Source organism: Streptomyces sp. NPDC055243, assembly GCF_044544025.1.
Taxonomy (GTDB): domain Bacteria; phylum Actinomycetota; class Actinomycetes; order Streptomycetales; family Streptomycetaceae; genus Streptomyces.
Map to the genome: position 1 here is coordinate 242,063 of NZ_JBITWR010000002.1, position 14,339 is coordinate 256,401.

A 14,339-nucleotide genomic window follows, 5' to 3' on the forward strand; every position below is an offset into this window, starting at 1 on the left:
GCAATAGTTGGCTTATACACTCAATCTCGGTGTTGTACTGTACAACCATTCGTGGAGAGGGAGAAATCGTGGCCGACCGGGACGGGTCCATCGAGATCATTCAGCGGGAGATGACGGCGTTCGCCCGGCGGGCCCGCGCCACCGCCGCGCGGATGCACCCCGAGCTCTCGCTCGTCTCGTACACGCTCCTGAGTCACCTGGAGTACCAGGGCGGCTGCCGGGCCACGGACCTCGCGGCGCACTACACGCTCGACAAGTCGACGATCAGCAGGCAGGTGGGCGCGCTGGAGAAGGCCGGTCTCGTGGAGCGGCGCCTCGACCCGGCCGACCACCGGGTGCACGTGCTGCACCTCACCGACCGGGGCATCGAGGTGCTCGCGCAGGTCACCGACGCGCGCCGGGTCGCGTTCCAGGAGCGGCTGACGGACTGGGAGGCGCCGGACCTGGAGAAGTTCGCCGAGTGCCTGCTGCGCTACAACGACGCGGCGTCGCGGAGCGGCCTCGACGTCGAATAGGGCGAGCGGGCATACCGGGTTGATCGAAATCGGCCGCGAGGTTGCACGAGACGTCTCGTCTCGTTTAAGGTCTGGGGCATGACCACACGCCAGCGTGCCCACATCGCCATGTTCTCGATCGCCGCGCACGGGCACGTCAACCCGAGCCTCGAAGTCATCCGCGAGCTCGTCGCCCGCGGCCACCGCGTCACGTACGCGATCCCGCACCTCTTCGCCGAGAAGGTCGCCGAGACCGGTGCCGAGCCCGTCCCGTTCACCACGACGCTGCCGGGCCCGGACGACGACCCCGAGGCCTGGGGGACCGAACTGATCGACAACATCGAGCCGTTCCTCACCGAAGCGATCGAGACGCTGCCCCAGCTGGCGGCGGCTTATGAGGGCGACGAGCCGGACCTCGTCCTGCACGACATCACCTCGTATCCGGCGCGCGTGCTCGCCCGCCGCTGGGGCGTCCCCGAGATCTCGCTCTCGCCGAACCTGGTGGCCTGGGAGGGGTACGAGGAAGAAGTCGCGGAGCCGATGTACGCCGGGCTGAAGGAGACCGAGCGCGGGCAGGCCTACTACGCGCGCTTCCACGCCTGGCTGGAGGAGAACGGCGTCACCCAGCACCCCGACCCCTTCGTGGGCCGCCCGCCGCGCTCCCTTGTCCTGATCCCCAAGGCGCTCCAGCCGAACGCCGACCGGGTCGACGAGACGGTGCACACGTTCGTCGGTGCCTGCCAGGGCGACCGCTCGGCGCAGGGCGACTGGCGGCGTCCGGCCGGGGCGGAGAAGGTGCTGCTCGTCTCGCTCGGCTCGTCCTTCACCAAGCAGCCCGACTTCTACCGCGAGTGCGTCAAGGCGTTCGGGGAACTGCCCGGGTGGCACGTCGTGCTCCAGGTCGGCAAGCACGTCGAGGCGGGCGAACTGGGGGACATCCCCGAGAACGTGGAGGTGCACCAGTGGGTGCCGCAGCTCGCGGTCCTCAAGCAGGCCGACGCCTTCATCACGCACGCCGGTGCGGGCGGCAGCCAGGAGGGGCTCGCCACCGGGACGCCGATGGTCGCCGTGCCGCAGGCCGTCGACCAGTTCGGCAACGCGGACATGCTCCAGGGCATCGGGGTGGCCCGGCACGTACCGATGGAGGAGGCCACCGCGGAGACCTTGCGGGAGGCCGTGCTCGGCCTGGTCGGCGATCCGGAGGTGGCGCGCCGCCTCGCCGAGGTGCGGGCCGGGATGGCGGGGGAGGGCGGCACGAAGATGGCGGCGGACCTGATCGAGGAGGAGCTCGCGAAGGCGGCGGGGTGTGACACTCCGTGAGGCAATTCCGTTGCGTCCCGGGTGTTTCTGTTACATACCTGTCGTTCGATAACGCTCAGGTAACGCAGGGTGGTTCTGGCATAGGTATTGACTCGTCCTGAAAGGTTGACCGTTACCCCCGGCCAAAGGTTGCACAGCCAGGTTCTTGTTCCTTGAACCAATGTCTTCTTAGCGTGAGGTGAACGTTCCGCGAACGCCAGGAAGTTGACCCCCATGCGACGAGACATACCGCCCCTCGACGAGGTGCGCCGCATCACCCAGAAGAAGCGCGACGCGTGGTGGACCGTGATCCTGGTCGATCCGGTCGCCACGCCGCTCGTGCGGTGGACGGCGATGCGGACCCGGATCACGCCCAACCAGATCACCTGGGGCGCGTTCCTGCTGGGGCTGGTCTCCGCTGGCTTCTTCGCCCTGGGCGACTGGCAGTGGCTCGTCGCCGGAGCGGTCGTCTACCACTTCAGCTTCATCCTCGACTGCATGGACGGGAAGGTCGCCCGCCTCACCGGCACCGGTTCGGTGTTCGGCGCGTGGCTCGACTTCGTCTTCGACCGCATCCGCGTGATGGCGTGCGCGGTGGCGCTGATGGGCGGGCAGTTCCACCGCACCGGGGATGCCTTCTACATCTGGGCCGCGGTGGCCGTGGTCGCCCTCGACACGCTGCGCTACATCAACGGGCTCGAGATCTTCAAGATCCGCCACACCATGCGCAAGCAGATCAAGGTGCGCATGAGGGCGGCCCGCCGGGCCGAGAACCAGGCCGAGCTGGCCTTCATGGAGGACCTCCTCCGTGACAACCCCGAGGCCGACATCGAGCAGGACATGCAGAAGGCGCAGTCGGAGCAGGGGGTTCCCGAGACCCCGGAGGCTCCCGAGCCCGCGCCCAAGCGTCAGGTCATCGACCTGCACCAGGAGTTCCGCCACAAGTTCCCCGCGTACCTGCGGGCGCGTTCCTTCCTGCTGCGCCACCGCATCCGTACGCACCTGGTGAGCGGCATCGAGTTCCAGATGGGCGTCTTCATGATCGGCCCGCTGTTCGACGTGGTGCTCCCGGCCACGATCGTCTCCGGCGCGCTCCTTCTGGTCTTCGAGCTCGCCATCATCTACAAGCTGCTGCTGTCGACGCGGGACTTCACGCGGACGATCGACTCCTTCGAGGAGCGCAAGCTCCTGGCTGCGGCGTAGCGGGCCGCCTGGCCTCGGGCGCCGTTGGTCACCGGCTTCGCCGAGTTCGTCCTCAAACGCCGGACGGGCTTGAACTCTCCGGCCGGGCCGGAAGCCGCCGGACGGGCTGGAAGATCCCGGCCGGGCTGGAAGTCGCCAGCCCGGCCGGGACTTTCTAGCCCGTCACCCGCACCCGCTCCCCGGGGCGGGACACCGGCGTCTCCTCCGCCACGGACTCGTCATGCGTCAGGTCCGGCAGCCACCGCAGCCACCGCGGCAGGTACCAGTTCCGCTCCCCGAGCAGCGCCATCACCGCCGGGAGCAGCACCCCGCGGATCACCGTCGCGTCGATCAGGACCGCCGCCGCGAGGCCCACGCCCATCTGCTTCATGGACTGCATCGACAGCGTCCCGAAGATCGCGAAGACGGCGACCATGATCACGGCCGCGCTCGTCACGACGCCCGCCGTGGTCACCACCCCGTGGCTGATCGCGTCCTTCGTCGTACGCCCCTGAAGGCGCGCCTCCCGGATCCGGGAGACGACGAACACGTGATAGTCCATCGAGAGGCCGAACAGGATCACGAACAGGAACAGCGGCAGCCACGCGACGATCGCGCCCACGCCCTCCGCTCCCACCAGCGACGCGCCCCAGCCGTGCTGGAAGACCATCACCAGGATTCCGTAGGCCGCTCCCACCGACAGCAGGTTGAGCACGATCGAGGTGACCGCGATCGTCAGCGAGCGGAACGACAGCAGCATCAGCACGAAGGCGAAGACCACCACGAAGGCGAAGACCGGCGGTACCGAGGAGGAGAGCTGCTCGTTGAAGTCCTTCGAGCCGGCCACCTGGCCCGTCACCGGCGCCTCGACCCCCTCGACGTCGCCGAGCGTCGCGGGCCGCACCTCGTCCCGCAGCAGGTCGAGACTCTTCTCGGCCCTTCCCTGGTCGGAGCCGCCGACCAGCGGCACGGACAGGAACGCGACGTTCTCGCGCTCGTGCACCTTCACCTCGACCGGGCCCTTGGACGCGCCCGAACTCACCGCCTGCTCGCGGAAGCCGGCGATCGCCGCCCGCACCGGGGCCGCGTCGATGTCGTCGGCCTTGACCACGACCTCGGCGGGTTCCGAGCCGCCCGGGAACGCCTCGTTCACCCGCTCGTACGTCGCCACGATCGGCAGCGAGTCGCCGAACTCCTGGTCCAGCGTCAGCTCCTGGGTCTTCATGCCGAGCGCGGGCAGCGCGATCGCCGCGAGGACACCCCCGGCGATCACCACCGAGGCGGCCGGGCGCTTCAGGACCCGGCCGACGACCGCGCGCCACATCCTGCTCTCGCTCGGCACGCCGCCCGCCCGCTCCCGGCGCCGCAGGAACGGCACGCGGCCCTTCTCCACCCGCTCGCCCAGGAGCGAGAGCAGCGCGGGCAGGACCGTCACCGAACCCACCATGGCGACCGCGACCACCATCAGGGACGCGACGCCCATCGCCTCGAACTCGCCGATGCCGGTGAACAGCATGCCCGCCATCGCCACGCACACCGTGATGCCCGAGACGACCACGGCACGGCCGCTGGTGGCCGCCGCGATGCGCAGCGCGGTCTGCGCGTCCCGGCCCTTGGCGCGCTCCTCGCGTTCGCGCCGCAGATAGAAGAGGCAGTAGTCGACGCCGACCGCGAGGCCGACCAGGAGCATCACCGAGTTCGCCGTCTCGCTCATCGGCTGGACCTGGCTGACCAAGGCCATCAGGCCCATCGTCGCCATGATCGCGGTGACGGCGAGGGCCACCGGGAGCAGCGCGGCGACCAGTGCGCCGAACGCGATGAGCAGGATGCCGAAGGCGACCGGCACCGCGGAGTACTCGGCCTGCTGGAAGTCCTTGCCGAAGGCGTCGTCGAACGTCTTCTGCATGCTGGCGCCGCCGATCTCCTCGATCCGCAGCCCGTCGCGCTCGTGCGCGTCCGCCACCTCGTCGACCGCGTCCAGGACCGGCCCGACCCGGTCGCCCGCGGTCTCGTCGTCGCCGCGCATGTCGAACCGGACCAGCGCGCTCCGGCCGTCCTTGGAGACCGACCCGCTCTTGTACGGCGATGTCACCGCCGTCACCTCACCGGTGGCCCCGACCGACTTCATCACGTCGTCGACGGCCTGGCGGAAGCGCGGATCGGTCGCCTTGAGCGCGTTACCGCCGGTCTCCTTGGTCTGGATCAGGACGCTCTCGCCGACCGGTTCCCTGATTCCGGCGTCGTCCACGATCTGTGTCGCCTGGTTGATCTCACCCTTCAGATCGTTCTGGTCGACGTCGCTGCGGCCCACGGCCGAGCCGAGCCCCATGGACACGACGACGAAGAGCACCCAGATGCCCACGGCCGCCCATCGGTGCCTGGCGCTCCATCCGCCGGCCCGAGCGGCCAACCCCCGTACTCGTATGTCTTGATTCCCCATGGCTCGAAGCTAGGGGTGCGGCGGGGGAGCGCTCGTCGTGCTGGCCGGTGAACCGGGCGGGCCCGCTCTCCTCCCTCCGGACCGTAGGCCCTCCTCGTCAAGAAGGAGTCCGGCCGTCACAAGCCCCTTACATCTATGACGACTTGAGGGGATTGGGCCACCCGGTGTCCGATCTGCCGACGGGGGCCCGTTTTGTTATTACAGAACCTTGTTGAACAAGTCACAGGTCCATGTAGGTATTGATCTGCGCGCGTCAATCAGACATGGTTTCGTCCCAACGCCCGGAGATCTTCCGGATCTCGAGGGCCGTTGCAGCGAAGTTTTGAAACCCCCCACATACCCCCACATCACCACGAGGAGATCCCTCTTCATGGCAACACACAAGCGTGCACGCTCGGTGAAGCTCGTCTCGGCGATAGCCGCGACCGCCACCGCTGTCGGTGTCACCGTCTTCGCCACCTCGTTCGCCGGCGCGGCAACCCCCGCCGAGGGCAAGGTCTACGGAGCCGACGCCAAGGGTGCCGTCTCCGGCAGCTACATCGTCATGCTCGACGAGAAGGCCGACAAGGGCGCCAAGTCCGACCTCGCCGAGGAGTACGGCGGCGAGCTGAAGCGGAACTACTCGTCCGCGATCAACGGCTTCTCGGCCAAGAGCCTCACCGAGACCGAAGCCAAGCGCCTGGCCGCCGACCCGGCCGTCGGCAAGGTCGTCCAGTCCAAGAAGTTCAGCATCAACGCCACCCAGGACAACCCGCCGTCGTGGGGCCTGGACCGCGTCGACCAGGCGGACACCGCGGGCGACAAGAAGTACACGTACCCGGACGCGGCCGGTGAGGGCGCCACGGCGTACGTCATCGACACCGGTGTCCGCGTCAGCCACAAGGACTTCGGCGGCCGCGCCACGTCCGGCTTCGACGCCGTCGACAACGACGACAACGCCGACGACGGCAACGGCCACGGCACGCACGTCGCCGGCACCATCGCCGGTGAGGCGCACGGCGTCGCCAAGAAGGCGAAGATCGTCGCGGTCCGCGTCCTGGACGACCAGGGCTCCGGCACCACCGAGCAGGTCGTCGCGGGCATCGACTGGGTCACCAAGAACCACCAGGGCCCCTCGGTCGCCAACATGAGCCTCGGTGGCGGCGCCGACGAGGCGCTCGACGCGGCGGTCCAGAAGGCGATCGCCTCCGGCGTCACCTTCGCGGTCGCGGCCGGCAACGAGTCCTCGGACGCCGGTCAGGGCTCCCCGTCCCGTGTGAAGGAGGCCATCACGGTCGCCTCCTCCACCAAGGACGACGAGCAGTCGGACTTCTCCAACTTCGGCTCGGTCGTGGACATCTACGCCCCGGGCTCGGACATCACGTCCGCCTGGAACACCGGCGACGACGCCACCAACACGATCTCCGGTACGTCGATGGCGACCCCGCACGTCGTGGGCGCCGCGGCCGTCTACGTCGGCGCCCACCCGGACGCCAAGCCGGACGCCGTCGCCAAGGCGCTGACCGACGGCGCGACCCCGGACAAGATCTCCAACCCGAGCGAGGGCACGCCCAACAAGCTGCTCAAGGTCGTCGAGTAACACCCACTGGACCGGCGGCCGCCGCGCCCACCCCCACGGGGCGCGGCGGCCGTCCTATGGTGTGCGGATGACGGTCAAGGCATACGCGGCGCTCCTGCGCGGCATCAACGTGGGCGGAAGCAGAAAGCTCCCGATGGGGGAGTTGCGCCCGCTGCTCTCCGGGCTCGGACTCGGCGACGTACGCACCCATCTCCAGAGCGGCAACGCGGTCTTCACGAGCGAGACCGGCGACGAGGACGCCCTGGCCGCGCGGGTGAGCGAGGCCATCGAGCGGCACTTCGGCTTCGCCGTGGACGTCCTGGTGCGCGACGGCGCCTATCTGAAGGCGGTCGCCGACGCCTGCCCCTTCCCCGCCGCCACGCTCGAGGCCAAGCAACTGCACGTCACGTACTTCTCCGAGCCGGTGGACGCGTCCCGGCTCGACGGCATCGACCCGGCGGCCTTCCTCCCCGAGGAGTTCCGGCTCGGCGACCGCGCGCTCTACCTCTACGCGCCGGACGGCCTCGGCCGCTCCAGGCTCGGTGCGGTCCTGTCACGGCCTGCCCTGTTCAAGGGCGTGATCGCCACCACCCGCAACTGGAACACCGTCACCAAGCTGGTCGAGCTGACGCGGGAGCCGGCCCGTGGCTGACCGGACGCCCGCCGTCGACGCGGCCATCGAGGCCGAACTGCGGCTGCTGGCCCCCGAGGTCCGCACCTCGCCCGAGCTGCTCGGGGAGCTGCTGCACCCCGAGTTCAGCGAGTTCGGCACCTCCGGGACCCACTGGGACCGCGCGTCCATCATCACGGCCCTGACCGAGAGCGCGAACCGGACCGGCCGTCCGATCATGACCTCCCGGATGCGGGGCACCCAGCTCGCCGACGACCTCGTGCACCTGACCTTCGACACCGAGAGCAACGGCCGTCTGGCGCACCGCAGTTCACTGTGGCGGCGGTGCGAGGGCGAGTGGCTGCTCTGGTTCCACCAGGGAACGCCGTTCAGCGCGGAAGGACCGCCGGAAGCCTGATCTTCCCGCTGCGATGTGCGAGGCTCGGCTCCATGCGCTACATCATCATCGGAGCAGGGGCGATCGGCGGCACCGTGGGCGGGCGCCTCGCCGAGAGCGGACATGACGTGGTCCTCGTCGCGCGGGGTGCGCACTACGAGGCGGTGCGCGAGGGCGGACTGCGGGTCACGACGCCCGACGGCACGGTGGCGCACCGGCTGCCCGTCGTGCGAACGCCCGCCGAACTCGGTGAGTTGAGGGCGGACGACGTGCTGTTCCTCGCCGTGAAGACGCAGGACGGCGAGGCCGCGCTCGAGACCTGGAGCGGGCGTCCGGTGGCGGGCGGCGGGACGGCGGGCGAGGTCCTCCCGCTGGTCTGCGCGCAGAACGGCGTGGAGAGCGAACGCATCGCGCTGCGCCGCTTCCGGCGGGTGTACGGGATGTGCGTCTGGCTGCCCGCGACCCATGTCGAACCGGGCTCGGTCTCCGCCGCGGGTGCCCCTTACACCGGCATCCTGCACCTCGGCCGCTACCCGGAGGGCACGGACGACACCGCCCGTCTCATCTCCGCCGACCTGGAGAAGTCGCGGCTGCTCTCGCCCGTCGTGGCGGACGTGATGCGCTGGAAGTACGGGAAGCTGCTCGCCAATCTGGCCAACGCCATCGAGGCGGTCACGGGCGTGCTCAGCGGCAACGATGCCATGGCGCTCTACCGGCAGGCCCGCGCGGAGGGCGAGGCGGTGCTCGCCGCGGCCGGCATCGAGGCGGCGAGCGAGCGGGAGCAGCAGGAGGCCCGCGGCGACCGCATCCGCTTCGAGCCCTTCGACGGCTCGGAGCGCGGCGGCGGCTCCTCCTGGCAGAGCCTGAGCCGGGGCACGGGCACCATCGAGGCGGACTACCTCAACGGCGAGATCGCGCTGCTGGGCCGTCTGCACGGAGTGCCGACGCCGGTGAACGACACCTTGCAGGGCGTGGCGAACGCGTTCGCGCGCGAGCGGCGGGACGCGGGGTCGATGCCGGTGACCGAACTCCTTGGGCTCGTGGCGCAGGCCAAGGAGAGGGCGGAGCGGCAGCCCTGAGGGCCGTCAGCTGTGGACCGAGGTCATCAGGAGCGTGGTGCGGCCGTTGTCCTCCGGGACCGCGCGGCCCTGCGTGAAGCCGAGCCGCTTGAGGACAGTGAGGGACGCGATGTTCTCCGCGTCCACGGTCGCGTGCACCTCGGAGAGCGCCAAGGTCTCATGGCCGTACGCGGTGAGCAGCCGGGCCAGCTCCGTGCCAAGACCCTTCCCCCAGCTGCCCCGGAAGAGGCCGTAGACGATCTCGTGGCCGTCGAGCCAGCTCTCGGGCGACGGCTTTATCTCCGCGTGGCCCACATAACGGCCCTCGTGCCGCACCGCCCAGACCGGGAACTGGTTCTCGGCGTACACGAGGCCGAAGATCCGGCGGAACAGGGCATGGGTCTGCTCCACGCTCTGCATCCCGTCCCCGAACCAGCGGCCCACGGCCTCGTCCTGGAGCAGCGAGACGAACTGTTCCTCGTCGGCGGCGACATAGGGGGACAGGCTCAGACGCTCTGAACGCAGTACGGGGGTCATCGGCGAGACGGTAGGGGGAGAAGTGACGCCTCGGCAACCGGATTGGCTCACCCCGTGGGGCGCGGCAGTCCGATCGGGTTGGGGAAGGGGACGACGTCCGCCGCCAGGATGTGCCGCACCGGACGTTCGAGCGCGGCCAGCAGGGCGTCCGCGTCCCGCGCGGCGAGCGGGCGGAGCAGCCGCGCCGACAGACGGTCCGTGGCGTCCTCGATCAACTCCCGCTCCGTGCGGCCGTGCTCGGTGATGTGCCCGTCGCCGTCCACCAGGCCGCGCCCGCGCAGCCGGTCCACCGCGTGCGCCCACTCCTGTTCGGTCCACCCCCGGTCGTGCCGGATGGTGCCGGGGTCCACGCGGTTCGTGGCGGCGGCGAGCACCAGCGCCTCGCAGGCGTCCAGGCCGTGGTCGGCGAGCGCGGCGACATGCGCGTCGCCCCTGAACTCGCGTACGCAGGTCGCCAGTTGCCACAGCCGCTGCACCGGATCGGTCCGCTCGCTCACGTCCCGGTTCGCCGCGAACAGCGGTCGGGCCAGCGACGGGGCGTCCTCGACCATCGCGGCGAGGGGCGGACACAGGGCGATGGCCTGGTCGTCGATGCCCGGGACCAGGGCGCGCAGGGCGCGTGCCGTGCTGGCCGCGCGCTCCTCCACGATCCGGCCCGGCGACACGTACTGCCAGGCGGAGGGCAGGGCCCGCGCCACCATGCCCGGGGCGAAGACGCCGAGCGCGGCCGTCGCCGGGCCCGACTCGACCGGGCCCATGGGGGCGGCGCGGGCCGCGAAGTAGCCCATCCAGAAGCCCTTGAGGCCCAGCGCCCTGCCCAGGTCGCGGCAGCGCTCCTCGAAGTAGATCACTGCGTGCAGGGGCTCGGTCCGCAGCCAGAGCGTGCGGGATCTGGTGAGGGTCATGAACCCACAAGCTAGGCCAGCACGGGGACCCGCGCCACCCGCCCGACCACACCGGACTCGGCGCGTGCCTCGTCGTAGCGCTGCACGAGCAGCCGCGCCAACCCCGCCGAAGGGCCGAGCACTTGGGCCGTGACGTCCGCTTCGGCGGCGCCCCGCGCGATGCGGTCCGGCAGGAAACCGGGCGCGATGACGTAGGGCGCCACCGCCACCCTGGCCACCCCCAGGTCACGCAGTTCCCGCACGGCGTCCTCCGTGCGGGGCAGAGATGCGGAGGCGAACGCAGGCCGCACGGCGCACCAACCGGTGTGCCGCCACTCCCGCGCGATTTCAGCGATCACTGCGATCGCCTCCGGGTTTGATGACCCCGCCGAGGCCAGCACGACCCCGGTCGAGGACTTGTCGGCGGGGCTGAGCCCCGCCTCGTAGAGCCGCTGGTCCAGAGCGGTCAGGAGCAGCGGGGAGGGGCCGAGCACCGCCGCCTGCCGGATGCGCAGACGCGGCGGCGCCTGGCCCAGGACCGCGGGGATGTCCGACTTCGCGTGGAACGCCCGGGTGAGGAGCAGCGGCAGCGCGATCACGTCGCGTACGCCCTCGGCGTCCAGGGAGTCGAGCACCTCGGGCACCGAGGGCGAGTTGAAGTCCAGGAAACCCGTCTCCACCCGCAGCCCCGGCCGCTGCTCCCGCACCCGGCGCACCAGGGCGCGCACCGTCTCGGCATGCCGCGGATCGCGGCTGCCGTGGGCGATGACGAACAGAACGGGGCGGGCGGGACGGCCGAACATGATGGGTCAGCTCCTCGCGAGCAGTCCGCGGCTGCGCAGGACGCGCCGCTCCAGCGGGCTGAAGATCAGCAGGTCGATGGCGATGCCGACGATGAGGATGAGCAGGATCGCGAAGAACACCTGCGACATGCTGCTGTTCGTGCGGCCGGCCTCAAGGAGCTGGCCGAGCCCCATGCCCAGGTCCGGCGACTGCGCGATGATCTCCGCGGCCATGAGCGAGCGCCACGAGAACGCCCAGCCCTGCTTCAGACCGGCCAGATAGCCGGGCAACGCCGCCGGCATGACGATGTGCCAGGTGTGGCGCAGGCCCGTCGCGCCCAGCGTGCGGCCCGCCCGCAGGAACAGCGGCGGCACCTGGTCGACGCCGGCGACAAGTCCGTTGGCGATCGAGGGGACCGCGCCGAGCAGGATCACCGCGTACATCATCTGGTCGTTGAGCCCCAGCCAGATCACGGCCGGCGGCACCCACGCCACCGACGGAAGCGACTGCAGACCCGACAGGATGGGGCCGATCGCGGCCCTGACGAACCGCACCCGGGCCACGACCAGACCGAGCGGCGTACCGATCGCCAGCGCCATCAGGAAGCCGAGCAGACCGCGCGACACGGACGTCCAGATGTACTCCAGGAGCGTTCCCTGGAGCCAGGCGTCCTCCACCTCGTGCCAGACGGCGGAGGGAGCGGGCAGCTTGTAGGAGTCGGTGACCTTCGCCCACACCATGATCTGCCAGACGACCAGGACCAGCACGATGGCGGTCACCGGCGGCAGGATCTTCTGCACGAGGGTCTGGCGGAAGGGGGTGCGCCGGGTCTGGACGGCGTCCAGGGCGTCGAGGCCCGCCTCCAGGCCGGCCAGGTCCTGGCTGCTGTCCCTCTCGGCCTTGTCGACCGGAGTGTCAGTGCTGGCCATGTCGGCGGATCTCCCCACGCAGTTGTTCGGTGATCTCGACGGACAGTTCCGCCACGGCGGAGTCCTCGATGCGGCGCGGGTGGGGGATGTCCACCCGCCACTCGTGCGCCACCCGGCCCGGACGCGACGAGAGGAGCACGACGCGCTGGGCGAGGCGGACGGCCTCGCGCACGTTGTGCGTGACGAACAGGACGGAGACGTCGGTCTCGCGCCAGATGCGGGTCAGTTCGTCGTGCAGGACGTCCCGCGTGATCGCGTCGAGCGCCGCGAACGGCTCGTCCATCAGCAGGATCTTGCTGTCCTGGGCGAGCGCGCGGGCGAGCGCCACCCGCTGGCGCATGCCGCCGGACAGCTCGTGCACCCGCTTGCCGTACGCCCCTTGGAGCCGTACGAGACCGAGGAGCTCCTCGGCACGCTCGCGCCGCTCCGCCTTCGCGACGCCGCGCAGCTTCAGGGCGAGCTCGATGTTCTTGCCCGCGGTCAGCCACGGGAACAGCGCGTGCTCCTGGAACATCAGGGCGGGGCGGCCGTCGGTCGCGATGGCGCCTGCCGACGGCTTGTCGAGCCCCGCCACCAGGTTGAGCAGCGTCGACTTGCCGCAGCCCGAGGCTCCCAGGAGGGTGACGAACTCGCCCGGAGCGACATCGAGCGTGATGTCGTCCAGGACGAGCTGCTGCCCGGCGGGCGTGGAGAAGGACTTCGAGACGTGCTCGATCCGGGCTGCGTGCGGGGCGGCCGTGATGTCGTCCGCCGCCTTGGCGAGGGTGGTCGTCGCCATGGTCGTCACCTCCTGGGAACTGGTCTGAGTCCGGGGTTACTTGACGCCGAGACCGGCGTCGTCGACGGCGGGCTTGCCCTCGGCCTTGAGGACCTTGTTCAGCGGCTTCAGGTCGTAGATGCCCTTGAGGTTCGGCTTCTCCAGGAGGCCCGCCGCGACCGCGTGCTTCGCCTCGGAGTCGAGCGTGGCGGCCAGCGGGTCGTCCGTGGTCTGGATGGACTTCCACGCCGGGTCGATGACCTCGGCGGGCAGCGCCTTGCCGGACGACTCCTTGAGGGCGGCGTTGGCGGACGCCTTCGCCTTGTCGGGGTTGTCCTTGATCCACTGGTTGGTCTTCACCGAACCGCGCAGGACGGCCTCGACGACCTTCGGGTGCTCCTCGAGGAACTCCTGCGACACGATGATGTTCGTGATCACGAACTTCTTGTCCGGCCACAGGTCGGCCTCGTCGAGGATCGCCTTGCCGCCCTCGGCGACCAGCTTCGACGCGGTCGGCTCCGGCACCCAGGCGCCGTCGATCGAGCCGGACTTGTAGGCGTCCGGGGTGATCTTGTTGTCGGTGCGGACCACGGAGACGTCGCCCTTGCCGCTCTCCGCGTCGACCTTCCAGCCCTTTTCCTTGATCCAGTTGAGGAAGGCGACGTCCTGCGTGTTGCCGAGCTGCGGCGTCGCGATCTTCTTGCCCTTGACGTCGTCCAGGGACTTGATCTTGTCCGGGTTGACCACCAGCTTCACGCCACCGGACGCGGAGCCGCCGATGATGCGCAGGTTCTTGCCCTGGGACTTGGTGTAGCCGTTGATCGCGGGCGACGGGCCGATCCAGCCGATGTCGATCGACTTCGAGTTCAGCGCCTCGATCTCCGAAGGACCGGCGTTGAACTGCGTGTACGTGGCCTTCGTCGCGCCCAGTTCCTTCTGGAACAGGCCCTCCTGGTCACCGACCAGGGCGGTGGCGTGGGTGAGGTTCGGGAAGTACCCGATCTTCACCTCGTCCAGGCCCTCGATCTTCTTCGCACCCGCGGCCACCTCGGCCTTGTCGTTGTCGTCGTCCGAGTTGGATCCGTAGCCGCAGGAGGTGAGCACGACGGCGAGCAGCGGCAGGGCGGCGACGGCGGTCAGGGCGCGTCGGCCGCCGGTGGTGCGTGGAGTGCGGAAGCTGGCAGGCACGGGAGGTGGTCCTCTCGTTGGCCCGGCTCTCACGCCCTCAGGGCGCGGCCGGGAGATCGGCAGGTTTTCGTCTTCGCAGGTCGAGCTCGCGGGGGGTGAGGGCGCGCAAGCGGTGCGCGTACGTCATCACGCACATCGCCCGACCCCGCCCTGTCCGCTGCCGAGGGCGCCGCTGCCGACGCGGCCGCCCTCCTTCGCGAAGGTCGAGAAGAAGTCGATCGAG

13 protein-coding genes and 1 pseudogene are annotated in these 14,339 nt (G+C 70.1%); 7 read left to right on the forward strand and 7 right to left on the reverse strand.

Annotated elements, in window-relative coordinates:
- Positions 1-68 precede the first annotated feature (68 nt).
- From ACIGXX_RS05950 to ACIGXX_RS05960, 3 genes and pseudogenes are all read left to right on the forward strand, one after another.
- Positions 69-515, forward strand: coding sequence for a MarR family transcriptional regulator (locus ACIGXX_RS05950; RefSeq protein WP_351158545.1), 447 nt, complete (start codon positions 69-71; stop codon positions 513-515).
- A gap of 41 nt (positions 516-556) precedes the next feature.
- Positions 557-1,814, forward strand: a pseudogene (gene mgt / locus ACIGXX_RS05955) (macrolide-inactivating glycosyltransferase).
- Positions 1,815-2,027: 213 nt separating this feature from the next.
- Positions 2,028-2,996, forward strand: a complete 969-nt coding sequence (locus ACIGXX_RS05960) for a CDP-alcohol phosphatidyltransferase family protein (protein WP_351158548.1) — start codon at positions 2,028-2,030, stop codon at positions 2,994-2,996.
- A 154-nt stretch (positions 2,997-3,150) separates the two neighbouring features.
- Here ACIGXX_RS05960 and ACIGXX_RS05965 read toward each other — a convergent pair whose 3' ends face one another.
- Positions 3,151-5,415 carry an MMPL family transporter gene (locus ACIGXX_RS05965; protein ID WP_399973164.1) on the reverse strand — a complete coding sequence of 755 codons (2,265 nt, stop codon included), beginning with the start codon at positions 5,413-5,415 and terminating at the stop codon, positions 3,151-3,153.
- 370 nt (positions 5,416-5,785) lie between these two features.
- On the opposite strand from ACIGXX_RS05965, the gene ACIGXX_RS05970 reads away from it, so the two are divergent.
- From ACIGXX_RS05970 to ACIGXX_RS05985, 4 genes are all read left to right on the forward strand, one after another.
- Positions 5,786-6,994: a S8 family peptidase gene (locus ACIGXX_RS05970; RefSeq protein ID WP_351158554.1), complete on the forward strand. Its 1,209-nt coding sequence runs from the start codon at positions 5,786-5,788 to the stop codon at positions 6,992-6,994.
- A 67-nt stretch (positions 6,995-7,061) separates the two neighbouring features.
- A complete protein-coding gene (locus ACIGXX_RS05975; RefSeq protein ID WP_399973168.1) occupies positions 7,062-7,625 on the forward strand; it encodes a DUF1697 domain-containing protein in 564 nt (187 codons plus the stop codon).
- On the forward strand, positions 7,618-8,001 hold the full coding sequence (locus ACIGXX_RS05980; protein WP_351158559.1) for a DUF4440 domain-containing protein: 384 nt from the start codon (positions 7,618-7,620) through the stop codon (positions 7,999-8,001). The genes ACIGXX_RS05975 and ACIGXX_RS05980 overlap by 8 nt, the downstream gene beginning before the upstream one ends.
- A 32-nt stretch (positions 8,002-8,033) precedes the next feature.
- Positions 8,034-9,059, forward strand: a complete 1,026-nt coding sequence (locus tag ACIGXX_RS05985) for a ketopantoate reductase family protein (RefSeq protein WP_399973172.1) — start codon at positions 8,034-8,036, stop codon at positions 9,057-9,059.
- 6 nt (positions 9,060-9,065) lie between these two features.
- Here the strand turns inward: ACIGXX_RS05985 and ACIGXX_RS05990 are convergent, their stop codons facing one another.
- Genes ACIGXX_RS05990 through ACIGXX_RS06015 form a run of 6 tightly spaced genes read right to left on the reverse strand, consistent with a single transcriptional unit; the run spans position 9,066 to position 14,116 of the window.
- Positions 9,066-9,575, reverse strand: coding sequence for a GNAT family N-acetyltransferase (locus ACIGXX_RS05990; RefSeq protein WP_351158565.1), 510 nt, complete (start codon positions 9,573-9,575; stop codon positions 9,066-9,068).
- Positions 9,576-9,622: 47 nt separating this feature from the next.
- Complete coding sequence (locus tag ACIGXX_RS05995; protein ID WP_351158568.1) at positions 9,623-10,480, reverse strand: hypothetical protein; 858 nt, start codon at positions 10,478-10,480, stop codon at positions 9,623-9,625.
- Positions 10,481-10,491: 11 nt separating this feature from the next.
- Complete coding sequence (locus ACIGXX_RS06000) at positions 10,492-11,262, reverse strand: sirohydrochlorin chelatase (RefSeq protein ID WP_399973177.1); 771 nt, start codon at positions 11,260-11,262, stop codon at positions 10,492-10,494.
- 6 nt (positions 11,263-11,268) lie between these two features.
- Positions 11,269-12,171, reverse strand: coding sequence for an ABC transporter permease (locus tag ACIGXX_RS06005; RefSeq protein ID WP_351158573.1), 903 nt, complete (start codon positions 12,169-12,171; stop codon positions 11,269-11,271).
- Positions 12,158-12,949, reverse strand: coding sequence for an ABC transporter ATP-binding protein (locus ACIGXX_RS06010; RefSeq protein ID WP_351158576.1), 792 nt, complete (start codon positions 12,947-12,949; stop codon positions 12,158-12,160). Before ACIGXX_RS06010 ends, ACIGXX_RS06005 begins: the two co-directional genes overlap by 14 nt.
- A gap of 36 nt (positions 12,950-12,985) precedes the next feature.
- The gene (locus tag ACIGXX_RS06015; RefSeq protein WP_351158578.1) at positions 12,986-14,116 is read right to left on the reverse strand and encodes an aliphatic sulfonate ABC transporter substrate-binding protein; all 1,131 of its coding nucleotides are present in this window, start codon (positions 14,114-14,116) and stop codon (positions 12,986-12,988) included.
- Positions 14,117-14,339: the final 223 nt, after the last annotated feature.